Source organism: Paenarthrobacter sp. NEAU-H11 (assembly GCF_050573415.1).
Classification (GTDB): Bacteria; Actinomycetota; Actinomycetes; order Actinomycetales; family Micrococcaceae; genus Arthrobacter.
The window spans coordinates 84,958-107,262 of the sequence record NZ_JBNZGA010000001.1; the positions used below are offsets into that span (position 1 = coordinate 84,958).

18 protein-coding genes are annotated in these 22,305 nt (G+C 67.4%); 9 read left to right on the forward strand and 9 right to left on the reverse strand.

What is annotated here, in order from left to right:
- Window positions 1–51: 51 nt before the first annotated feature.
- The 4 genes from ACQ3DC_RS00405 (at window position 52) to ACQ3DC_RS00420 (ending at window position 6,575) form a co-directional block, all read left to right on the forward strand.
- The gene (locus tag ACQ3DC_RS00405) at window positions 52–1,554 is read left to right on the forward strand and encodes a malate:quinone oxidoreductase (protein ID WP_430751301.1); all 1,503 of its coding nucleotides are present in this window, start codon (window positions 52–54) and stop codon (window positions 1,552–1,554) included.
- A gap of 69 nt (window positions 1,555–1,623) precedes the next feature.
- Complete coding sequence (locus ACQ3DC_RS00410) at window positions 1,624–4,857, forward strand: efflux RND transporter permease subunit (protein WP_430751302.1); 3,234 nt, start codon at window positions 1,624–1,626, stop codon at window positions 4,855–4,857.
- Window positions 4,858–4,983: 126 nt separating this feature from the next.
- Window positions 4,984–6,093, forward strand: a complete 1,110-nt coding sequence (locus ACQ3DC_RS00415; protein WP_157241868.1) for an LLM class flavin-dependent oxidoreductase — start codon at window positions 4,984–4,986, stop codon at window positions 6,091–6,093.
- Window positions 6,093–6,575: a MarR family winged helix-turn-helix transcriptional regulator gene (locus ACQ3DC_RS00420; RefSeq protein WP_157241867.1), complete on the forward strand. Its 483-nt coding sequence runs from the start codon at window positions 6,093–6,095 to the stop codon at window positions 6,573–6,575. The genes ACQ3DC_RS00415 and ACQ3DC_RS00420 overlap by 1 nt, the downstream gene beginning before the upstream one ends.
- Here the strand turns inward: ACQ3DC_RS00420 and ACQ3DC_RS00425 are convergent.
- Both ACQ3DC_RS00425 and ACQ3DC_RS00430 read right to left on the reverse strand, forming a co-directional pair.
- Entirely contained in the window at window positions 6,572–7,378 is an 807-nt protein-coding gene (locus ACQ3DC_RS00425) for a transglutaminase-like domain-containing protein (protein ID WP_421092327.1), read from the reverse strand. The two genes, ACQ3DC_RS00420 and ACQ3DC_RS00425, sit on opposite strands and share 4 nt — an antisense overlap.
- Window positions 7,379–7,452: 74 nt before the next feature.
- Window positions 7,453–8,265 (reverse strand): hypothetical protein, encoded by an 813-nt coding sequence (locus tag ACQ3DC_RS00430; RefSeq protein ID WP_197432491.1) that lies wholly within the window; start codon window positions 8,263–8,265, stop codon window positions 7,453–7,455.
- Window positions 8,266–8,409: 144 nt separating this feature from the next.
- On the opposite strand from ACQ3DC_RS00430, the gene ACQ3DC_RS00435 reads away from it, so the two are divergent.
- The gene (locus ACQ3DC_RS00435) at window positions 8,410–9,069 is read left to right on the forward strand and encodes a DUF1684 domain-containing protein (protein WP_157241865.1); all 660 of its coding nucleotides are present in this window, start codon (window positions 8,410–8,412) and stop codon (window positions 9,067–9,069) included.
- 28 nt (window positions 9,070–9,097) lie between these two features.
- Here ACQ3DC_RS00435 and ACQ3DC_RS00440 read toward each other — a convergent pair whose 3' ends face one another.
- From ACQ3DC_RS00440 to ACQ3DC_RS00460, 5 genes are read right to left on the reverse strand one after another with little or no spacing between them, the layout of a single operon-like run.
- Window positions 9,098–10,252, reverse strand: a complete 1,155-nt coding sequence (locus tag ACQ3DC_RS00440) for a cysteine desulfurase family protein (RefSeq protein ID WP_157241864.1) — start codon at window positions 10,250–10,252, stop codon at window positions 9,098–9,100.
- A gap of 7 nt (window positions 10,253–10,259) precedes the next feature.
- Window positions 10,260–11,147: a carboxylating nicotinate-nucleotide diphosphorylase gene (nadC, locus tag ACQ3DC_RS00445; RefSeq protein ID WP_430751303.1), complete on the reverse strand. Its 888-nt coding sequence runs from the start codon at window positions 11,145–11,147 to the stop codon at window positions 10,260–10,262.
- Window positions 11,140–12,951 carry an L-aspartate oxidase gene (nadB, locus tag ACQ3DC_RS00450; RefSeq protein ID WP_430751304.1) on the reverse strand — a complete coding sequence of 604 codons (1,812 nt, stop codon included), beginning with the start codon at window positions 12,949–12,951 and terminating at the stop codon, window positions 11,140–11,142. The genes nadC and nadB overlap by 8 nt, the downstream gene beginning before the upstream one ends.
- Window positions 12,951–14,255, reverse strand: coding sequence for a quinolinate synthase NadA (gene nadA, locus ACQ3DC_RS00455; protein ID WP_323056536.1), 1,305 nt, complete (start codon window positions 14,253–14,255; stop codon window positions 12,951–12,953). Before nadA ends, nadB begins: the two co-directional genes overlap by 1 nt.
- Entirely contained in the window at window positions 14,252–14,962 is a 711-nt protein-coding gene (locus tag ACQ3DC_RS00460) for an NUDIX hydrolase (protein ID WP_104998334.1), read from the reverse strand. The genes nadA and ACQ3DC_RS00460 overlap by 4 nt, the downstream gene beginning before the upstream one ends.
- A 243-nt stretch (window positions 14,963–15,205) precedes the next feature.
- Here ACQ3DC_RS00460 and ACQ3DC_RS00465 point away from each other — a divergent pair, with 243 nt between their 5' ends.
- The 3 genes from ACQ3DC_RS00465 (at window position 15,206) to ACQ3DC_RS00475 (ending at window position 18,348) form a co-directional block, all read left to right on the forward strand.
- Window positions 15,206–16,591 carry an amino acid permease gene (locus ACQ3DC_RS00465; protein ID WP_430751305.1) on the forward strand — a complete coding sequence of 462 codons (1,386 nt, stop codon included), beginning with the start codon at window positions 15,206–15,208 and terminating at the stop codon, window positions 16,589–16,591.
- Between the two features lie 262 nt (window positions 16,592–16,853).
- Entirely contained in the window at window positions 16,854–17,681 is an 828-nt protein-coding gene (locus ACQ3DC_RS00470; protein ID WP_323056538.1) for an alpha/beta fold hydrolase, read from the forward strand.
- Between the two features lie 19 nt (window positions 17,682–17,700).
- The gene (locus ACQ3DC_RS00475; RefSeq protein WP_157241859.1) at window positions 17,701–18,348 is read left to right on the forward strand and encodes a phosphoribosyltransferase; all 648 of its coding nucleotides are present in this window, start codon (window positions 17,701–17,703) and stop codon (window positions 18,346–18,348) included.
- 131 nt (window positions 18,349–18,479) lie between these two features.
- Here the strand turns inward: ACQ3DC_RS00475 and ACQ3DC_RS00480 are convergent, their stop codons facing one another.
- Entirely contained in the window at window positions 18,480–19,811 is a 1,332-nt protein-coding gene (locus ACQ3DC_RS00480) for an MFS transporter (protein WP_157241858.1), read from the reverse strand.
- Between the two features lie 290 nt (window positions 19,812–20,101).
- Here ACQ3DC_RS00480 and ACQ3DC_RS00485 point away from each other — a divergent pair, with 290 nt between their 5' ends.
- Complete coding sequence (locus tag ACQ3DC_RS00485; RefSeq protein ID WP_197432489.1) at window positions 20,102–20,836, forward strand: IclR family transcriptional regulator; 735 nt, start codon at window positions 20,102–20,104, stop codon at window positions 20,834–20,836.
- Here ACQ3DC_RS00485 and ACQ3DC_RS00490 read toward each other — a convergent pair.
- Window positions 20,833–22,239: an MFS transporter gene (locus ACQ3DC_RS00490; RefSeq protein ID WP_416235541.1), complete on the reverse strand. Its 1,407-nt coding sequence runs from the start codon at window positions 22,237–22,239 to the stop codon at window positions 20,833–20,835. The genes ACQ3DC_RS00485 and ACQ3DC_RS00490 overlap by 4 nt on opposite strands.
- Window positions 22,240–22,305 lie beyond the last annotated feature (66 nt).

A 22,305-nucleotide genomic window follows, 5' to 3' on the forward strand; every position in this document is an offset into this window, starting at 1 on the left:
TGCCCGGGGATATTCTGTGACAGCCAGAGCCGCTGCAATCGGAGACTGATCGTGACCTTCATTTCCAAGACCCCACATGCCGACGTCGTCCTGATTGGCGGCGGCATCATGAGCGCCACACTGGGGGCATTCCTCAAGCAGCTGGAGCCGGACTGGACCATCTCCCAGTTCGAACGGCTGGACCAGCCCGGGCTGGAAAGCTCCGGCCCGTGGAACAACGCCGGCACCGGCCACGCTGCCCTCTGCGAACTCAACTATTCCCCTGCAGCCAAAGACGGCTCAGTGGACCCCTCCAAGGCGCTGCAGATCAATGAACAGTTCCAGTTGTCCCGCCAGTTCTGGTCCCATTTGGTGGACCGGAACCTGATCGGCTCGCCCAAGGGCTTCATCAACACCGTGCCGCACATGAGCTTCGTCATCGGCGAGGACCACACGCGCTTCCTGCGGACCCGGTACGAGGCACTCAAGCCCCACACCCTGTTCCGGAGCATGGAGTACTCCGAGGACCACGGCCAGATCGCCAAGTGGGCGCCGCTGATCGTGAAGGGGCGCGATCCCAAGCAGCGCATCGCCGCTACCCGCGCCGCAGAGGGCACCGACGTCGACTTCGGGGCACTCACCCGCGAACTGACCACCTACCTTGGGAACAACGGCGTCGAAATCAACTTCGGCCATGACGTCACGGGCATCTCCAGGGCGTCCGACGGCGGCTGGGACCTTTCGCTGAAGTACCCCAAGTCAGGCGAGCACGGCAAGATCCACGCCAAGTTCGTGTTTGTGGGTGCCGGCGGCGGCGCCCTGCACCTGCTGCAGGCTTCGGGCATCCCGGAAAGCAAGGGCTACGGCGGGTTCCCGGTCTCCGGGCAGTTCTTCCGCTGCACGGACGAGACCATCGCCGCCCAGCACAGTGCCAAGGTCTACGGCCAGGCATCGGTGGGCGCGCCGCCCATGTCGGTGCCCCACCTTGACACCCGGTACGTGGACGGAAAGCGTTCGCTGCTGTTCGGACCGTATGCGGGGTTCTCCACCAACTTCCTGAAGAACGGTTCCTACCTCGATCTTCCGCGGTCCATCAGGCCGAGCAACATCATTCCAATGCTGGCGGTGGCGAAGGACAACATGGACCTCACCGCGTACCTGGTCAAGGAAGTGGCCAAGCGCCACGGCGACAAAGTCGAAGCGCTGCGTGAGTACTACCCGGAGGCCAAGGACGGTGACTGGGAACTGATCACAGCCGGCCAGCGTGTACAGATCATCAAGAAAGATCCGCAGAAGGGCGGCATCCTCCAGTTCGGAACTGAAGTGATCGCCGGCCGTGACGGTTCCATCGGCGCGCTCCTGGGCGCGTCCCCCGGAGCATCCACTGCGGTCCCTATCATGATCGAACTGCTGAAGAAGACCTTCCCGCGGAACTTCAAGGGCTGGCAGTCCAAGCTGAAGGACATGATGCCCGGCTACGGGGTCAAGCTGGACGAGAACCCGGAGCTTGCCGTCGAGCTGGAAAAGGCAACAGCCAAGTCGCTTCAGCTGGAGAGCGTTTCCGCCAGCCGCTGACCCTGCCGGGGCCGGCGGCCGGCACGTCCGGGTCCGTATCCGTCAGTCAACCCCTCAGGAGACCATGCGATGTTCCGGCTGGCACAACTCTCACTTGCGAACCGGGCCCTGATCGCACTGGTGACTGTCTTCGCGTCCGTCTTTGGCGTGATCACCATGTCGTCGCTGAAGCAGGAACTCATCCCGTCGATCGAGTTCCCGCAGATCACCGTGCTGACCGCCATGCCGGGTGCCTCCCCGGAGGTGGTGGACAAGCAGGTGAGCGGGCCGCTGGAGACTGCCCTGAACGGCGTGGAGGGGCTGGAATCCACCTCCTCCACGTCCCGCAGCGGCGTCTCCCAGATCACCATGGTGTTCACGTACGGTTCCAACCTGGACCGGGCACGGAACCAGATTGACCGGGCCATCTCCAACGCCAAGCGGACCCTGCCCGAGGACGTCCAACCGCAGGCCTTCGCCGGCAGCATCAATGATTTTCCCATCGTTTTCCTGGCGGTTTCCTCGGACAAGGGCCTCAGCGAACTCAACGCCGACCTCCAGCGGCTGAGCGTGCCCCGCCTGCAGAAGATCGACGGCGTCCGGGGCGCCGACGTGACAGGCGGCGCTACCCAGCACATCGAGATCCTTCCCCGGCCCGACGCGATGGCGGCATCGGGCGCCACCATCGCCTCCATCCGGGATGCGATGGCCAACAACGGTGCGCTGATCCCGGCCGGAACGCTGGAGGAGCAGGGCAAGACGCTGTCACTGCAGATCGGCAGCCCGGTCGATTCATTGGACGCCATCAAGGCGCTTCCGCTTGCCGGGGCCAGGAACGCCGCCACGATCGGCGCCGTGGCGGACGTCGCCCTCAAGGATGACGAACGCACCTCCATCACCCGGACCAACGGTTCGGAAACGCTTGCCGTGTCCATCACCAAAAAGCCTGAAGGCGACACGGTGGGCATTTCGCACGCAGTCCGGGACACCCTCGACGAACTCGAAGCCGAGCTTGGCTCGAACGCCAAGTTCACCCCGGTGTTCGACCAGGCACCGTTCATCGAAAAATCCATCAAGGACCTCACTACCGAGGGCATGCTGGGGCTGGGTTTCGCGGTGGCGGTCATCCTTGTCTTCCTGATGTCCACCCGCTCCACCCTGGTCACGGCAGTCTCCATCCCGCTCTCGCTGCTGATCACCTTTATCGGCCTGTCCGCCACCGGATATTCCCTGAACATCCTGACGCTCGGCGCGCTCACCATCGCCATCGGCCGGGTGGTGGACGACTCCATTGTGGTCATTGAAAACATCAAGCGGCACCTGAGCTACGGCGAAGACAAGGTCACCGCCATCCTGACCGCCATCAGGGAGGTGGCGGGGGCCATTACCGCATCCACGCTCACCACCGTTGCGGTCTTCCTCCCCATTGCCTTCGTGGGTGAGCTCGCGGGCGAGCTGTTCAGGCCGTTTGCCCTCACGGTCACCATGGCGCTGCTTGCATCCCTGCTGGTTTCGCTGACCATCGTCCCGGTGCTGGCGTACTGGTTCCTGAAGAACACCGGCGCCGCGGCCGGTGCGGCTGCGGCAGGTTCAGCAGCTGCCCGCCGCAACGCGGACGAGGTGCGGGAACGGGCGCTGGAAGCGGAACAGCGGAGCAGGCTCCAGCGCGGGTACCTGCCCATCCTCACCAAAACCCAGAAGCATCCGGTGCTCACCCTTGTTGCCGCCGTCCTGGTGCTTGGCGCAACGGCGGCCATGACGCCCCTGCTGGCCACGAACCTCCTGGGTAACTCGGGCCAGAACAGCCTCACGGTCCGGCAGGTGCTGCCCGCCGGAACCAGTTTGGCGGACACCAGCGCAGCGGCCGTCCGGCTGGAAGAAGTCCTTCGAGGCATCGACGGCGTGAAGGACGTCCAGGTGACGTCCGGCAACGCGCAGGCCGGGTTCGCCGCGCTCACCTCCACCGGGTCCTCGAACTCCACGTTCACGGTGGTCACGGACGAAAAGGCGAACCAGGCACGGCTGCAGGAGACGGTGCGGAGCGAACTGGCGAAGGTCCCCGATTCCGGGAAGGTCTCGGTGGGCACCCAGCAGGGCGGCTTCGGCACATCGTCCACGGTGGACATCACGCTCAAGGCCGCCACCACCGCCGACCTCCGCGAGGCCAGCGACACCATGGTTTCGGCGATGACCGGCGTACCGGGCACCAGCGAGGTGGCAACCAACCTCGCGGCAAGCCAGCCGGTGGTCCAGGTCAAGGTTGACCGGGCGAAGACCGTCGCCGCCGGGCTCAACGAGGAACAGGTTGCGGGCGTGCTCGCATCCACCATCAGCCCCATCCCCGCCGGAACCGTCCGGATCGACACGGATGACTTCCCGGTCCGGATCGGCAAAGGCACCAGGTTCACCAGCATCGACGCGGTCCGGCAAATTCCCCTGCCGGCAGCCGGGGGCCCTGTCACGCTCGGCACCATCGCCGCGGTTGAACAGGTGGACGTCCCTGTATCCATCACCGCCAGCAACGGCCAGCGCACAGCGCGGATCTCCGTGACGCCGTCGGGCTCCAACCTGGGCGCCGTCAACGCGGAGGTCCAGAAACGGCTCGAAGAAGTACAGCTGCCGGCGGGCGTCACCGCCGAAATCGGCGGTGCCACCACCCAGCAGCAGGAGTCCTTCCAGCAGCTCGGGCTCGCGCTGCTGGCGGCAATCGCCATCGTCTACGTCATCATGGTGGCCACCTTCAAGTCGCTCGTCCAGCCGCTGATCCTGCTGGTCTCGGTGCCGTTCGCGGCCACCGGGGCCGTCGCACTGCTCCTGGTCACCGGGGTCCCGCTGGGACTGCCTTCGTTGATCGGCATGCTCATGCTGGTGGGCATTGTGGTCACCAACGCGATCGTGCTCATCGACCTCATCAACCAGTACCGGCAGCCGCGCGACGGACGGCCGGGCATGAACGTTGCGGACGCGATCACGCACGGGTCGCGCCAGCGCCTGCGTCCCATCCTGATGACAGCCCTTGCAACGGTGTTCGCCCTCACCCCCATGGCGCTGGGCCTCACGGGCGGCGGCGGCTTTATCTCGCAGCCCCTGGCTGTGGTGGTCATCGGAGGGCTCATCTCCTCCACGGCCCTCACCCTGGTCCTGGTGCCTGTCCTGTACAGGCTGGTGGAGGGCCGGCGCGAGAGGAAGGCCCTGCTCCGGGAACTGCAGGCGAGGCCGGAATTCGGCCCGGGGGCTGACGTCGATGAGGAGTTCCGGGACTGGACCACCGGCATGGTGCGGAAAACCAGCGGCAGGCGCGCTGCACCCGGAAGCCCCGAATAGGCAGGGCCGACGGCAGGCCCGGAATATTTTCCCGCAGGACGCGTTGTACCCGTCGATAGATGCAAATGCATCTAAATTGGACTACACTGGGAACAAGCCAGCAGTCCAGGAACGGAAAGGCACATCATGCAGATCGGTGTTTTCAGCGTCAGCGACATCACCACGGACCCCACGACGGGCCGGACCCCCACCGAGAACGAACGCATCAAGGCCTCGGTGGCCATCGCCAAAAAGGTGGAGGAAATCGGGATGGATGTCTACGCCCTGGGCGAGCACCACAACCGGCCGTTCTTCTCCTCCTCCCCCACCACCACCCTTGCCTACATCGCCGCCCAGACCGAGCGGATCACCCTTTCAACGGCGACCACGCTGATCACCACCAACGACCCGGTCAAGATCGCCGAGGACTTCGCGATGCTCCAGCACCTGGCTGACGGCCGGGTGGACCTGGTCCTGGGCCGCGGCAACACCGCGCCGGTGTACCCGTGGTTCGGCAAGAACATCCAGGACGGCGTGGAGCTGGCCATCGAGAACTACAGCCTGCTGCGCAAGCTCTGGGACGAGGACACCGTCAACTGGTCCGGCAAGTTCCGGACCCCGCTGCAGAACTTTACGTCCACGCCCCGCCCGCTTGACGGCGTCGCTCCCTTCGTGTGGCACGGTTCCATCCGCACGCCGCAGATCGCGGAAGTGGCGGCCTACTTCGGGGACGGCTTCTTCGCCAACAACATCTTCTGGCCCAAGGAGCACTATCAGCAGCTGATCGGCCTCTACCGGGAGCGCTACGAGCACTACGGCCACGGCAAGGCGGACCAGGCGATTGTGGGCCTGGGCGGCCAGTTCTTCATGCGGAAGAACTCCCAGGACGCCGTCAAGGAGTTCCGCCCCTACTTCGACAATGCCCCTGTGTACGGGCACGGCCCGTCACTGGAGGACTTCACCTCCCAGACGCCGCTGACCGTCGGCAGCCCGCAGGAGGTCATCGAAAAGACGCTGACGTTCCGGGAGTACTTCGGCGACTACCAGCGGCAGCTGTTCCTGATCGACCACGCCGGCCTGCCGCTGAAGACGGTGCTGGAGCAGCTGGACCTGTTCGGCGAGGAAGTCCTGCCCGTCCTGCGCAAGGAATACGCCGCCCGCAAGCCCGCGCACATTCCTGAGCCGCCCACGCACGCCGGCCGGGTTGCCGCGCTGCTGGCAGCGCAGGACGCCGAGAAGTCTGCTGCGGAGGCGTGATGGCCGGCAAGGCTCCTGAATCGCCGGTCCGCCTCGCAGCAGAGACCTGGGAGTCGCTGTTCCGGGCCCAGGTGGCGGTGATGCGCAAGCTGCAGTCCGGGCCTGCGTTCCGGAAGCTCGCGGTGAACGAGTACGACGTCCTGTTCACGCTGTCCCGCTGCCCGTCAGGCTGGCTGCGGCTCAACGAGCTCAATGACAACGTCCTGCTGAGCCAGTCCAGCCTGAGCCGCCTGGTGGAGCGGCTGGAGAAGCGCGGGCTCGTGGCCAGGATGCCGGCACCGGAGGATGGCCGTGGCGTGCTCCTGAAGCTGACTGACGAGGGGCGGGAGCTTCAGAAGGAGATCGGGCGCGAGCACGTGCGCGATATCTCCGCCGTCCTGGGTCCCGCCCTGACACCGGCTGAGCAGAAGGAACTGACAAGGCTCACCACCAAGCTCAGGAGCTCCCTGGGACCGCGCCCGCCCCGGCAGGAACCGGGCTAGCCCAGCGCCACCAGCCGGGCGGGATCCTCAACCGGGAGGTCTCCGTTGACCACGGCGGTGACCTGCATCTGGTTCAGCGTCAGGCTTCCGCCCACCGTGGACAGGAACGCCGTGTCGGCAGAGTCCCTGCCCGCCGTGATCCGCAGCATCGACTCCCGCGGGGCCAGCCCGGTGGGATCGATGACGTGCCATGCGCCTTCCACGTATGCTTCGGCCACGGCGTGGAAGTCCATGGGGCTCAGGCCGGGGGCATACACGGCCGCCAGGCGTGCGGGTATGTCCTTGGACCTCAGCAGCGCAATGGCCAGGTGCGCAAAGTCGCGGCACACCCCGCGGCGGCTGAGGAGTGTCTCCACCGCACCGTCCGTGCCGCGGGAGGAGCCGCTCATGTACCGGAGTTCCCCGTTCACCCAGTTCCGGACGGCGAGCAGCAGTTCGCCGTCGCAGAGTCCTTCGAACTCGGCATACGCGGTGGGCAACAGGCGGTCAGATTCCGCGTAGCGGCTGGGCCGGACGTACCGGATCCGGTCGGCCAGCCCGGTTTCCTCGGGCAGTGCCTTCCCCGCCACCGTCGCGGAGTATTCCACGGTCACTTCGGCCGGGTCGGTGAACTCCATGTAGTGCAGCCTGCCGCCGTGGTGGTCCGGCACCTCGGACACGGGAACCTGCCGGCCGCCGGCTGTGATGGACAGGCTTTCCTCAAACGAGGAATAGCCGTCGTTCCTCGCCGCGGCTATGGCCATGGCCACCTTGGTGTTGGCTGTGGTCCTGAAAACCAGGCGTGCGGAAACAGTGCGTTCCATGACTCTCCGGGGGTGTCGGCAGTGGAAGGAAGTCGCCGGTTGTCGCGGCCGTTGATGTGGGCCGGGAACGGGGACTAGTTCTTGATCTCCAGAGACATTAGCATCCGCTGGACGTTGGCGAAGTCGCTGCTATCACCGACGTACTGTGCGGCCTGGCCAAGAGTGTCGAATGCCTTGGCGGGTGCCACTTTTTCGTCTGGCGCGAATGCCCTGACGGCTACCAGGTCACCGAAGGAGTAGTCCCCCTTGCCGGCCGGGCCCCGGATGACGTTGCGCAGTTCGCAGGCCTGGCCGTCCGCCCCGCCCACAAGGTTCGTGACCCCGTACGAGCCGAAGTACCGGTACCCCTGGATCACCCTGAACACAACCCTGGGCGGAATGGTCCCCTCCCCGCCTTCGGCTTTCATGTCCGACGGCACGCTGCTGATCACGGTGTAGGGCCGCCGCGCGTCCTGCGGACATTCAGCGGACGACGGCGGGAGTCCCGTCCGCAGTGCCGCCATGAAGGTGCCGTCGGGCTTCTTCACCTCGACCTTCAAGGCCCCGGGCAGGGCACCCTCCTCCGGGGCCACCGACTGCGCTATCCACTCCTGCGGCAGCTCGAAACTCACGCTCTTTGCAGGGTCCGAGAAGGTTTTCCAGGCGGAAGCCGTGGCCACGGGCCCGGCCGTAGCGGACTCCGTGGCACCGGGCTTGGCGCTTCCGGAGGCCGTTGCTGACGCTGATGCTTCCGCCGGCGCGGTGGAGGCGGCCGCGGTGCCCGGCCCGCCAGGCTCCGCTGTCCATCCCGGCCCGCTGTTTGACGGTGTGGAGCATCCTGCCAGGAGCGCGCCGGCCACGAGCACTGATGCGCCCGCCAGGGCCCTTGATGTTGCCATGCCTTCCATGCAGCCAGCCTAACGGGACGCGGCAGCGTCGGGTCCTTTCCCCGGACGGTGTTTCGGCCTGCGCCGATGCGCGGAAGCCGTATGGCAGGGATGCGTGTCGCCGTCGGACGCGCAACTCCGGCGCCGGGGACTAGGCTGGTGCTTATGGAAGCCCACCACGGCACGGCCGAAGAAGATTTGGCGGACATTTCCGCCGTCGACATCGCCGACTGGCGCCTCCGGACCTTTGGCCTGTACGCCAATGTCCGCAAAGTCTCGGCCGAGAGTCCGGCGGAAGCGCATCTGTATTGGCGCCACCAGCGGGACCTCATGTTCGCCACGCACCCTGCATCCCCGCTGACTGCCGAGGAGAAAGCACGCTTCGGGGGCTTGAAGACTGCGGACTATGATCCGATTTTCCGTTTCCACGTTCCGCTGACCAAGGAAGGTGCCGGACGGGAAATGAGCATCGAAACCGGGACCGACGGCGTGGTGAACTTCGTCAGGATGGGCACGTTCGACCTCCCCGAGATGGGGCAGCTCGCCGTGTGGAAGCTGCGGGGCTACGGCGGCGGCATCTTCGTGCCCTTCCGCGACGCGACCGCAGGCCAGCCCGGCGGAAGCTACGGGGCAGGCCGCTACCTCCTGGACACCATCAAGGGAGCCTTCCACGGCGTCCACGGGACAGGACCGGATGCCCCCTTTGTCCTGGACTTCAACTTTGCCTACAACCCGTCCTGCGCCTACAACGAGGCCTGGGCGTGCCCCCTGCCGGGCCCGTCAAACCGGCTGGCCGTGGATATCCCCGTCGGAGAGCTCTACTAGCAGGTCGCACCGGGGGCATCCGTAACGGCTAGGAGCCGAGGGTCCGCACGCTTGCCACTGCCTGCCGGACAGCTTTGGCGGCAACCGCCAGGTCCTCCCCCGCCACCGCGGCGTCAAAGCTGAACCTGACCGCTGTCTGGGCCACCTCAGCCTCGAACCCCATGGCCGTGAGGACCGGCGACGGCGCATCGGACCCGGCTGCGCAGGCGGAGCCGCTCGAGCACACCACCCCTTGGCGCTCCAGTTCCAGGAGCACCGATTCGCCGCTGGTTCCGGGGAAGCAGAACGATGCCACGGAGGGCAGCCGCTCTGCGGGGTGCCCGGTCAGCACCGCCCCCGGTACCCCCGTGAGCACGGCGTCAATAAAGCTGTCCCGCAGGGCGGCCACCCGCCGTCGTTCTTCCTCCTGGCCGGCCTGGGCGAGTGCCAGCGCGGCGGCCAGCCCCACGGCACCTGCAACGTTCTCCGTCCCCGAACGGCGGCCGCGCTCCTGGCCGCCGCCGTGGATCAGCGGCTCGATCCTGGTGCGGCCGCGGACGAAGAGCACCCCGCAGCCCTTGGGTGCCCCCAGTTTGTGGCCCGAAAGGCTCATCGCGTCAACGCCCAGCGCCCTGGTGTCAAGGGGCAGCCAGCCCGCCGCCTGCACTGCATCCGTATGGAAGGGAACCCCATGGCTGTGTGCTGCGGCGGCCAGTTCGGCGACCGGCTGGACCGTCCCCACTTCATTGTTGGCGTACATGATGCTGACCAGCGCGGTTTCCGGGCGCAGTACTGCGAGGAGCGCCTCGGGAGTGACCTGCCCGGTCCCGTCCACCGGCACCACGTCAACCTCGAAGGCGTGGAAGCGTGCCAGGTACCGTGCGGACTCCTCAACGGCCGGGTGTTCGACGCCGCTGATCACCACCCGGTTCAGCGCGGGGTCGGCTGCCTGCCGCGCCAGGGCAATGCCTTTAACGGCCAGGTTGTCCGCTTCGGTGCCGCCGGAGGTGAAGGTGACCTCACCGGGCCGGCAGCCCAGGACCGCTGCCACCGAGGCCCTTGCATCCGCGAGCGCCCTGGCAGCAGCCTCGCCCAGGGTGTGGTGGCTGGAGGGGTTTCCGAACTCGCCGGTCAGGTAGGGCCACATGGCGTCCAGGACCTCGCGGCGGACCGGGGTGGTGGCGGCAGCATCAAGGAAGATCATGGTGTATTCACCCGGCCGTCAGTTCCACGTCCAGGCCGAGGTCCAGCGCGGCCACCGTGTGGGTGAGCGCGCCAACGGAGATGACGTCCACCCCCGTGGCGGCAATTCCCGCGACGGTGGTGAGGTTGACGTTGCCGCTGGCCTCCACCCGTGCCCGGCCTGCAACCAGGGCAACGCCGGCGCGCAGCTCCTCCACGGTGAAGTTGTCCAGCATGATGGTGTCCACGCCTGCCGCCAGGACAGGTTCGATCTGGTCCATCCGGTCCACCTCGACCTCGAAGTGCGTGGTGTGCCCCAGCTGCGCCTTGGCGGCCAGGAGCAGTCCCGTGAGCCTGGCGGGGTCCCCTCCGGTCATGACGGCCAGGTGGTTGTCCTTGGCGAGAACCGCGTCCGACAGGCTGTACCGGTGGTTGGCGCCTCCCCCGCAGCGCACCGCGAAGCGCTCCAGGATCCGCAGTCCGGGGGTGGTCTTGCGGGTGTCGGTAATGCGGGCGGGCGTCCCTTCGGTGAGCTCAACGAATTCCGCGGTCCTGGTGGCGATCGCGGACATCCGCTGGACCAGGTTGAGGGCCACGCGTTCGGCGAGGAGGACCGAGCGGGCCCGTCCGCTCACCCTCGCGAGGTGCGTGCCGGCGTCGAACCTGTCGCCGTCCCCCAGCAGCAGTTCCACGTCCGTGTCCGGGTCCGCCAGCAGCATGGCGTCGCGGAACACGGTGGCGCCGCTGAAGACGCCGGGCACGCGGGCGTTCAGCACGGCGGTGGCGCGGGCTTCGGCGGGGATGAGCAGCTGGGAGGTGATGTCCCCCGCCGGAGCGTCTTCGGCGAAGGCGCGCTCCAGGATCTCCCGCACCGGCGCCGACGGCAGCGCCAGGTCAAGCAGGGTTGTTTCAGTCATGGAGGACGCTCACTTTCGGGCGGTTCGGGTACGTGGTGTCGAATTCTTCCCTGATGCCGGAAGCATCCTCCGGGCAATCGCTGCGGTAATGGGCGCCCAAGGACTCTTGGCGTTCCTGGGCCGCAGCCACCAGGAGCTGCGCTGCCAGCAGCAGGTTCCGGTCCTCATGCAGTCGGGCGTCCGCGGCAGGGGCAACAGTGCCGGGACGAACGACGGCGGCCCACCGCCCCAGGGTGTCCCCCGCTTCCCGGAGCAGCTCCCCGGAGCGAAGCACCCCGGCCTTGGCAGTCATCAGCCGGCGCAGGGCCTCACGGGAGAACGGCTCACTCCCCCCACCGAAGTTGGACGGCCGGCTCCCACCCAGTGCATCGAACCCGGCCCCGGCGCCTGCTGAAGTCGCACCCAAGGCGGACCCGTCTTCGGCGCCTTCCGGGGCTCCGGAAGCGAGCGTCAAGGGGAGGCCGCCCGCGGCCGAGCCAGCGAGCGGAGGAGCGCCGGCAGGCGCACCCCAGCCGGGAACGTCAGGAGATAGGAAGTGTTCAACAGCGCGGCGGCCGAAGACGAGTCCCTCCAGGAGGGAGTTGCTGGCCAGCCGGTTTGCCCCTTGGACCCCGGTGCACGCAACTTCCCCGGCCGCATACAGTCCGGGAACCGTGGTGCGCCCGTGGAGGTCGGTAAGGACTCCGCCCATCCAGTAGTGGGCCGCGGGTGCCACCGGAACCAGTTCGCGGGTCCAGTCGATGCCGGCGTCGAGGGTCCTCTGCGTGAGGGTGGGGAACCGCTTCGCCAGGAATCCGGGACCCTTTGCTTGCTCAATGACGCGCGCGTCGAGGTAGACGTGGCCGTTGGGATCGCCGAGCTTGGCAAGGTGCAGGGCAATGCTGCGGGAGACCACGTCGCGGGGGGCGAGTTCGGCGCCGGGGTGGTAAGCCCGCATGAATCGCTTCCCGTTGCCATCGACAAGGACGGCTCCTTCGCCGCGGACGGCTTCGGAGATGAGGAGCGGATCCTGGTCCAGCCCGCGCGCGGTGCCCGGGCCCGGGCCCGGGGTGCCGGCGCCGGGCACCAGGCAGGTGGGGTGGAACTGGAAGAATTCCAGGTCGGACACTGCTGCCCCGCTGCGGACGGCGAGCGCAAGGCCGTCGGCGGTGGCCACCACGGGGTTGGTGGTCTGGGCAAACAGCTGGCCTGCTCCGCCGGTGGCGAGCAGCACGGCGTCCCCGCGCAGTGTGAGTGTCCGGCCGTCCTGCAGGAACTCGACGCCGTTGACGTGGCCGTCCGTTTGCCGGAGGGCTGTGGCGTGGGCGCCGGTATGAAGTGCCAGGGAACCGCCTGCCTGCCGGGCCAGCACTGCACGGATCAGGGCCGCGGCCACCTTCGCGCCTGTGGCGTCGCCGCCCGCGTGCAGGATCCGCGGGGCGGAATGGGCGGCTTCCAGCCCCAATGCCGGGCCGCCGTCTTCACCGGGATCAAAGACCACGCCGAACCGTTCCAGCCCGGCAATGTCCCTGCGGGCCTCCGTGCACATGAGCCGGACTGCCTCTTCGTTGCAGTGTCCCGCACCTGCCTGCAGGGTGTCGGCAATGTGGGCCGCAACGGTGTCCCCGGGGGTGGGCTCGTCCAGCACGGCTGAGATGCCGCCCTGGGCGTACCAGGTGTTGCTCTCGCAAAGCTGGCCCTTGCTCAGCAGCACCACGTCTGCCCCGGCGTCGGCCGCCAGCAGTGCGGCGTAAAGTCCGGCAATACCGCTGCCGACGACGACCAGCCGCCGGCGTGTGCCGTGAACAATGGGCGCGGCGGACATTATGGCCTGGCGGCGAGCATGCGCTCGAGCGCGGTCCGTGCATGGTCCTGGACGGAGTCCGCCACCGTGATCCGGTTGACGATCCGCCCGGCCACCAGTTCCTCCAGCACCCAGGCAAGGTAGCCCGGGTGGATGCGGTACATGGTGGAGCAGGGGCAGATCACGGGATCCAGGCAGAAGATGGTGTGCTGCGGGTATTCGGCGGCGAGCCGGTTCACCATGTTGATCTCTGTGCCGATGGCAAAAGTGGTGGGCTCCGTGGCCGCGGCGATGGCCTTCCTGATGAAGTCGGTGGAGCCGGCCGAATCGGCAGCGTCCACCACCTCCATGGGGCACTCCGGGTGCACGATCACCTGGACGCCGGGGAAATCGGCGCGGGCTTTCTCGATCTGGGCCACGGTGAAGCGCTTGTGCACCGAGCAGAACCCGTGCCACAGGATGACGCGGGAATCGAGCAGCGCCTGTTCGTCGTTGCCGCCCAGGTCCTTGCGCGGATTCCACATGGGCATCTGCTCCAGCGGCACGCCCAGGGCCTTGGCAGTGTTGCGGCCCAGGTGCTGGTCCGGGAAGAACAGCACCCGCCGGGCGCGCTGGAACGCCCACTCCAGGACGGTCCTGGCGTTGGAGGAGGTGCAGACGATGCCGCCGCGCTCGCCGCAGAAGGCCTTCAGGGCGGCGGAGGAATTCATGTAGGTGACGGGGATGACCGGAACCCGGCCCTCGGCGTCGGGCTCCGTGCCGTAAATCTCCTCAAGCTGCTCCCAGCACTCAGCCACGGAGTCGGCGTCGGCCATGTCCGCCATGGAGCAGCCGGCCGCCAGGTTGGGCAGGATGACGGCCTGCCCGGGGGCGGAGAGGATGTCAGCGGTTTCGGCCATGAAGTGGACGCCGCAGAAAACGATCGCCTCTGCGTCCGGACGGGTGAGTGCGGCGTTGGCCAGCTGGAAGGAGTCGCCCACGAAGTCGGCGTACTGGATCACTTCATCGCGCTGGTAGAAGTGCCCCAGGATGACGGCCCGGTCCCCCAGCGCAGCCTTCGCGGCCAGGATCCTTTCGCCCAGCTCGGCGTCGCTGGCCAGTTTGTATTCCTCGGGCAGCTGGCCCTGGCGGGGGGTGGCGGCGGGAGCCACGTCCGCACTGGAGGCACCCGGGCCGTAGGCGGGAACGCCGGCGAGCGCCTCGGCAAGGTCGTAGTCCCAGGGGCCCTTGGCCAGGGCCGGGCTGCAGGTGCTGCCCTTTGCGGTGGCGCCGTTTTCGGCCTGCTCGCGCGTGATCAGCTGGATTGCCGTGTTGACGCTGCTCATGGTGTGCTCCTGTTGTCTGGGTCAAGGCCGGGCCGGCCGGTAAAGCGGTAGAGGCGCGGTGGACGGTGCTTGCCACCCTGGAGGTACTCGCCCGTTTCCTCTATTTCGGGGGTGGACTTGAGCTGCCTGCGGAAGTTCGCCGGATCCAACTCGCGGTCCAGGACGGCTTCGTAAACCTCCCGCACCTGGGCCAGGGTGAAGTATTCCCCCAGCAGGTGGTAGGCCACGGAGCCGTAGGCCAACTTGTTGCGCAGCCGCCACAACGCGTAGTCCACGATCGCGTTGTGGTCAAAGGCGAGTTCGCCAAGGCGGTCCGCACGGAACCACCGGACGTTCTCGGACTCATCCGCGAGCGCGGCTTCGGTCGGCTGGACCAGGGCCCAGTAGACGATCGAAACCACGCGCTGGGTGGGTGAGCGGTGAAGCCCGCCGAACGCGTACAACTGCTCCAGGTAGCTGGGGGCAAGTCCTGTTGTCTCCCTCAGGTTCCGTGAGGCCGCGTCCTGGAGCGACTCCGCGTGGCTCAGCGGGCCGCCCGGCAGCGCCCATAGTCCTTTGAAGGGTTCCCGGATCCTTCGCACCAGCGGCAGCCAGAGCGTAGGGCGCCCGGATTTTTCACTGGGGCGGAGCGCGAAGATGACCGTGGAGATGGCCAGCGACGGCGGCGCGGCCTGGCGCTCGGAGACGTTGGCAGAACTGGAGTACATGTCCCACCGCCTTTCCGGGGACCAGGGGCTCGCCCTCCGCAGAGGCGCCCGACCGAGTTATGGTCATTTTGACCAAAACTAATTCTACGGCCTGCCGCTCCATAAACGCCAACTATTTCGGAAGTTTGCCGTCCCGGGGTTCCCGCCGCCCGGGGCATCAAATTCCGCTGCGAGACCGTAAACGGTAAATTCAAGAGGTCCCACAAGGCGGCACCATCCAAACCCCAAGAAGGTTCACGGCACATGACGATGAAGTCCACCACAACCCGGCCCACCGGAAAGCCCGCGCATCCTCCCCACAGCATGAAGCCCCGGCAGCTGACCATGATGGGGCTCGGCAGCGCCATCGGCGCCGGCCTGTTCCTGGGCTCGGGCGCGGGAGTGCAGGCGGCCGGCCCCGCCGTCCTCATTTCCTACCTCGTGGCCGGCACCCTGATCATCCTGGTCATGTGGGCCCTGGGCGAAATGGCTGCCGCGAACCCCAACAGCGGCGCCTTCTCCGTTTACGCGGAACGCGCTTTGGGGAAGACGGCCGGCGCCACGATCGGCTGGCTCTGGTGGCTCCAGCTCGTGGTGGTGATCGCCGCCGAAGCGCTGGGGGCAGCCGCACTCCTCTTCTCCGTCTGGCCGGTCATTCCAGTGTGGGCGCTGGCACTGGTGTTCATGGTGGTTTTTACCGGCATCAACCTCGCGGGGGTCCGGAACTTCGGCGAGTTCGAGTTCTGGTTCGCCATCCTCAAAGTTGCCGCGATCGTGCTGTTCCTGGCCGTGGGTGCCGCCCTCCTCCTGAGCCTGCTGCCCGTCACATCACCCGGACTGTCCAATATCACCGGCGACTTTGCGCCGCAGGGCCTGGGCGGCATTGCGTCCGCACTCTTCGTGGTCATCTTCGCGTTCGGCGGGACGGAGATTGTGTCCGTTGCCGCGGCCGAAACACAGGATCCGGAGCGGAGCGTGGCCAAGGCCATCCGCACTGTTGTCTGGCGCATCCTGGTGTTCTACATCGGCTCCGTGTTCGTCATCGCCGCCGTCCTTCCGGCCACCTCGGAAAGCCTCGCCTCACCCTTCGCGGGCGTGCTGGACGCGGCGCGAATCCCCGGCGCCGGAACGGCGATCACCCTGGTGGCCGTCGTCGCACTCCTCTCCGCACTGAACGCCAATCTCTACGGGGCGTCCCGGATGGCCTACTCCCTCGCACAGCGCTCCGCAGCGCCCCGCATCCTCACCCGCCTGGGCGGCGCCAACGTCCCCATGCTCGCGGTGGGGGTATCGGTCGCCTTCGGTTTCATCGCCACCGTCCTGGAGCTGCTGTTCCCCGAACGGATCCTTCCGGCCCTGTTCCAGCTGGTGGGCTCCACCTGCCTGGTGGTCTGGGGAAGCGCCCTCGTCTCGCAGCTGATCCTGCGGCGGCGGGCGGACCGGGCAGGAATTCCGCTGCCCCTCCGGATGAAGGGTTTCCCCGGGCTGACCATCCTGGGACTTGTCCTGCTGGCCGTCATTTTCGCTGTGGGGTTCAGCGCGGAAGAGAGCCGCCTCCAGCTCGTCAGCACCTTTGCCCTTGTCGCCGCGATTGCCCTGGCCTGCGCGGCGGGCGCCCGGCTCACCGCCCGGACCCGCCGCCCCAACTAGGTAGCGCCAAGTGTCGTTTTGAGCCGCCGAAACGACACTTGGCGCGGCCAAGGTGGGGGCGGGGGGTGGCCCGCCCCACCTTGGCGGCGCATCGTGTCTTTTGCCCCCGCCCACCCCACACGGGCCGCTACCTAGTTGGGGCCGGGGGCTGCCGCCGGTGAGGGGAAACAGCCGGGCGGCCGGCAGGTAGAGTAAAACCAGTAGCACGAGGTTCCGAAGCGCCGGGTCCGCCTGGGCGCCGTACTTGATGAGGACTGACACCATGAGCGGCAGGCACACCGGCCAACAGCACACGCACACCGTGGAAGGCACGGACCCGCAACTCTACGTGGCGGTGCATGATCCTGCGGTTGATGCCGGGTTCCGCCCGGTCCTGCTGGTGCACGGATTCTCCTCCTCCAGCAAGCTCAACTGGGAGGACACCGGGTGGGTGGCCGCGCTGCTGGACGCCGGCCGGCGGGTCATCACGGTGGACCTGCCCGGCCACGGCCGCAGCGGCGCCCCGGAGGACCGGGACTCCTACTCCCCCAGCAGGATCCGCGCAGACCTGCTTCAAACAGCGTTCGACGCCGGCGTGCGGCCTTTGCAGGAGGGTGACCCTTCCAGCGGCCTCGACATTGTGGGCTACTCGCTGGGCTCCAGGCTCGCCTGGGAATTCGGCGCCACCCAGCCGGAAATCACCCACCGCCTTGTCCTTGGCGGCCCCAACATTTCTGATCCGCTGGCCGAGTTCGACCTTCGCGCCGCGCAGGATTACCTTGCCGACGGCACACCCATCGCCGACGAGTCCACGGCCCGGCTGCTCAAGATGGCACTCCTGCTGCCCAGCAACAACATCTTCGCGCTGCTCTCCCTTGTGGAGGCCATCAAGGCCGAGCCGTACGACCCCGCAGAGGCAGTTCCCCACGTGCCGATGCTCCTGGTGGCGGGGGAAATGGACGAACGGGCCGCCAGCCTGCCGCAGCTTGAAGAACTGGCGCGGAAGGCCGGTTCCATGGCCGAGCAGCTTATCCTGCCCGGCAGGAACCATACGAACGCTGTGACGAGCAGGGCCTTCAAGCAGGCTGCCATTTCCTTCCTGGCCGTCTAGCCTTTTCGCGGAGGGACTGATGCGCACGTTCTTCGAAGACCGTACGGACGCCGGCGAACGCCTTGCGGCCATCCTTCCGCAGTTCCGGGAGCGGCCCGACACCCTTGTGCTTGGCTTGGCCCGCGGGGGAATCCCCGTGGCAGCCGCGGTGGCAAAGGCCCTCCATCTTCCACTCGGAACCGTCCTGGTCCGGAAGCTCGGAATTCCCGGCCATGAAGAAACAGCCTACGGCGCCTTGGCCTGGGTCCACGGCCGAACCGTCCGGCTGGTCAACAAGCCCCTGCTGGACCGCGTCCTTGAACACGGCGTCCGCCAGGAATGGCTCGACGCCGTGGAGCAGCGGGAACGCGCCGAGCTGCTCCGCCGCGCGGAGCTCTATCCGGGCGTGGACCTCGACCTCGCCGGAAAGACCGTCCTCCTGGTCGATGACGGCCTGGCGACGGGAGCCACCATGCGCGCAGCAGTGGAAGCAGTGCGCGACGGCGGTGCGGCAACCGTCGTGGCGGCTGCCCCGGTCGGCTCCATTGAGGCAGAGGCCTCCGTGGAGCGCGCATGCGACGCCGTCCTGTGCCTGCACCTGCCCGGAAAGTTCCGCGCGGTCGGCAGTTTCTACCGGCACTTTGAGCAGTTGTCCGACGACGATGCGATCAGCATCCTGGAGCAGTAACACCGCAGGCCATGTCCTTTCGCAGTATGGCAAAGGAGACGAACCGGCACGGCACAGGCGGCCCAGACGGCGAAGCGGGCCGGACCGCCATGGTCCGGCCCGCCGTCGTCCTGCACTGGGCGGTGGTGGGATTAGTGGTGGCTGACGCCGAGTGGCCGCCCCTTGGTTTCCTTGGCCAGAACCACACCAATGGCGGAGATGACGCACAGGACCATGATGTAGATGCCAATGGACCCGGTCCACTTGGTGGACTGCAGCAGCGTTTCAGCGATGGTCGCCGCGAATGCCCCGCCCAGGATGGCGCCGAAAGCGTAGCCGATGGAAATCCCGGAGTACCGCACATTCGCGGGGAACATCTCGGCGTACATGGCTGACATGGGCCCGTAGGACAGCCCAAGCCCGATGGTGAGGACAAACAGCGCCAGGCCGTAGAACCAGATGTTCTTCGTGTCGATGAGGGCGAACATCGGGATCATCCAGGCAAAGATGATGGCGTAGCCCGTCAGGAAGGTCTTGACCCGGCCGATGCGGTCCGAGAGCCAGCCGCCTGCAAGGGTGAAGATCAGCCAGCCGAAGGAGGCCAGGGTGGTGGCCAGCAGCACCTCCGCGGTAGGCATCTTCAAGGTCCTAGTGGCGTAGGCGATGAAGAAGGCAATCAGCAGGTAGCCGGCCGCATTGTTCCCGATGAAGATCATGGTGGAGTACAGGACCGGCTTCTTGTGGCTGCGGACCAGCTCGCCCAGCGGGGCCTTGCTTTCCTGCTTCCGGGCAGCCATCTCCCGGAAGACGGGGCTTTCGGCCACCGCCCGCCGGATCAGGTACCCCACCACGATAAGGACAATGGAGAGCAGGAACGGCACGCGCCAGCCCCAGGCCGCGAAGTCCTCCTTGGACATGCTGGTGTTGAGGAAGAAGAGCAGGCCGGTGGCCAGGATCATGCCGATGGGCACGCCGATCTGCGGGTAGGCACCGAAGAGGCCGCGCTTGTTCAGGGGCGCGTGTTCAACGGCCATCAACGCCGCCCCGCCCCACTCGCCGCCGGCTGAGAAGCCCTGGATGATGCGGAGCGTGATCAGCAGCACAGGTGCCCAGGCGCCGATCTGGGCGTAGGTGGGCAGCATGCCGATCAGGGCGGTGGCTGCACCCATCATCACCAGGGTGAAGACCAGCATCGCCTTGCGGCCCAGGCGGTCGCCCAGGTGGCCGGCCACCACGGCGCCGAGGGGCCGGAAGAGGAAGCTGATGCCGATCAGGGCGAATGAGAGGATCTGTGCCAGCCCGGGGTTGGACTGGTTCAGCGGTGCCAGGAACAGCGGCGACAGCAGCGTTGCGGTCAACTGGGCAAAAATGAAGAAGTCGTACCACTCGATGGTGGTTCCGACGAGGGTGCCGGCGAGGACCTTGCGTTCCTCCCGCCGGGTGCTGGGACCGGCGAGTGTGTCCACCTTGGAAGGTGTGGTCATTGAAACTCCATTGTTCAAGGCAGCAGCGCTGCCGGGACGCCATCAGGATTACCGACAGAACGGTCAGTTAGTTAGTAGGGTACTACGAAAATGTGAGGCACAACACGGCCCGCGCAAACTTTTATGCGCAGCCTGTTGAACTGCGGGAACCTGCAGGAAAGCCGACCTGACGTTTGGGCTCCGCGATCACCCAGTTCTATATTTGAATTGCCCTTTCGAATTGAGGACACCGCGCGCCTGGCCGGATCCCCGGCACCCCCTGCCGGAACCTGCCACCTAGGATGGTCACCATGAATCCCACCGCTGCAGCGCCGGCCGGAGCAGCGCCGGCCCAGGCGTCCGCGTCGCAAACCCTGTCCCGGGGAATCCGCGCCCTGGAGATCCTCGCGGCAGCGCCCGGCCCGCTGACCATTGCGGAACTGGCGGACGCGATGGGCGTGCACCGGTCGGTGGCATACCGCATCCTCCGGACCCTGGAGGACCACTCGCTGCTGGTGCGGGACGACGCCGGGCGGGTCCAGCCGGGGCCGGGGCTGGCTGTCCTGGCACGCGGGGTTTCGCGCAACCTGCAGGCGGCAGCCCTTCCGGAGCTGACGCAACTCGCCAATACCCTGGATATGACGGCGTTCGTGGCCGTGTGGGACCACCACGACTGCATCACCCTGCTCACGGTGGAACCCAGGCACTCGGGCGCCACTGTGGCCCAGCACCCCGGCACCCGCCATCCCGTCAACGCCGGCGCCCCGGGCATCGCCATCCAGTCGGCGCTCACCGAGGCCGAATGGGACCGGCTGGCCACGGGAATCCCCTACCGCCCCGAGGCCGCCGAGGCCCGCCGCGCCGGATACTCGGCCAGCCACGACGAGGTCATCGCCGGCGTATCGTCCCTGGCTGCGCCCGTCCGGGTACCCGGCAGCCGCCCGGCCGCCCTCGCCGTCGTCTATATCCGCTCATCCCATGACCCCGCGACGGTGGGCGCGGCTCTGGTGGAGAGCGCCGCCAGGATCGAGCGGCAACTGGCTTAGGGCCTGCGGCGAAGAACAACGCCGGACGCGGCACCTAGGAGTGCCAGGACCGCTGCGGCACAGACCGGGACAACAAACGCCGCTGCGTAACCGTGCAGTTCGGCCAGCTGGCCGCCCAAGGACGAGCCAAGGGCAGTGCCGGCCACGATGCCGCTGGCCAGCGCCGTCATTACGGTGCCGAGCCGGCCCGCCGGAGCGACGGCACCGCCGACGCCAAAGACCGTGACCATGACCGGCCCCACCGGGAGGCCCAGGACCAGCAGCGCCGCCACCATCCCGGGCATCGAGGACGGCAGCAGCAGGAGCAGGGCCAGCGCGGCCATCAGCCCGGCGCAAAGCGCCCACCGCCCGGACAGGCTGAAGGCCTGCGGCCAGTAGGCAACCGACAATGCCGCCGCGGCCGAGCTCAGGCCCATCGAGGCGTACAGCAGGCCGGCAACCTCCGAGCCTCCAAACAATCCCGAAAACGAGCTCAGGGCGGCCTGCGTCGAGCCAAAGAACGTTCCCATGCACACCATGGCAAGCACCGGCAGGGCCACCGCTGCCGGGAGGCGCCCGGCAGCGGTTCCTGCACCCTGCGAACGCCGGTCCGCGGCGGTCCGGGCCGCGCTGCCCGCCGGAGCAGCCCTGATGACCGGAACGGCACGATGGGTGCGGTGCACGGCGAAGGCCGGAACGAAGGTGATGGTCATGGCGGCCGCAAGGGCAAGGGGCAGCCAGGGCGCCAGCAGGCTGGCCAGGATTCCCACCAGGGCCGGCCCAAGGACAAAAGTCACTTCGTCCGCGGTGCTTTCGTAGGAAAGGGCAGTGTGCAGGTCCTTCGCCCTGTCCGCGGCCGGCCCCCGTGAGGCCAGGGCCATCCACCGCACCCTGGCCAGCGGTCCGACCTGCGGACAGCTTGCACCGGACACGAAGGCGGACGCCAGCACCGCCGCAGTGACACCGCCGAACTCCCCCATGGCCCACACCGCAAGCATCAGGGCCACCACTGCCGCGGTATTAAGGAGGGACGCGATCAACAGCACGGGACGTTGTCCGCGCCGGTCGGCCAAGGCTCCCAAGGCCGGAGCGCCCAATGCCGAACCGATCCCGACCGCACCGGCAGCCGTCCCGCCCAGTGCGTAGGAACCGCTGGCTGACGTAACCAGCGTGAGTGTCCCGACTGTCAGCATGGCCAGCGGAAGCCGCGCAAACAGCCCCAGCGGAATAAAGCTGCGGCCGGCAAGATGGGGCAGCCGGGCGAAGCGGCTGCCGCCGAGAGCCGGGTTGGCGGACGTCGGGTTGGCAGCTGGCTGGTTGGCGGCGCCAGGCGGCTCAGGGACGTGGACGGGTGCAGGGAAAGGCGACGGCTGGCCGGCAGGGACAGTTACTTGCGGGCTGTCAGGTGAGGTGGATGAAGTCAATTCCGGGCTCGTTCATGTTGTGCACACCGTCCCTCCTCCCGATGCGCGCAACCCGGTAACTGTCCA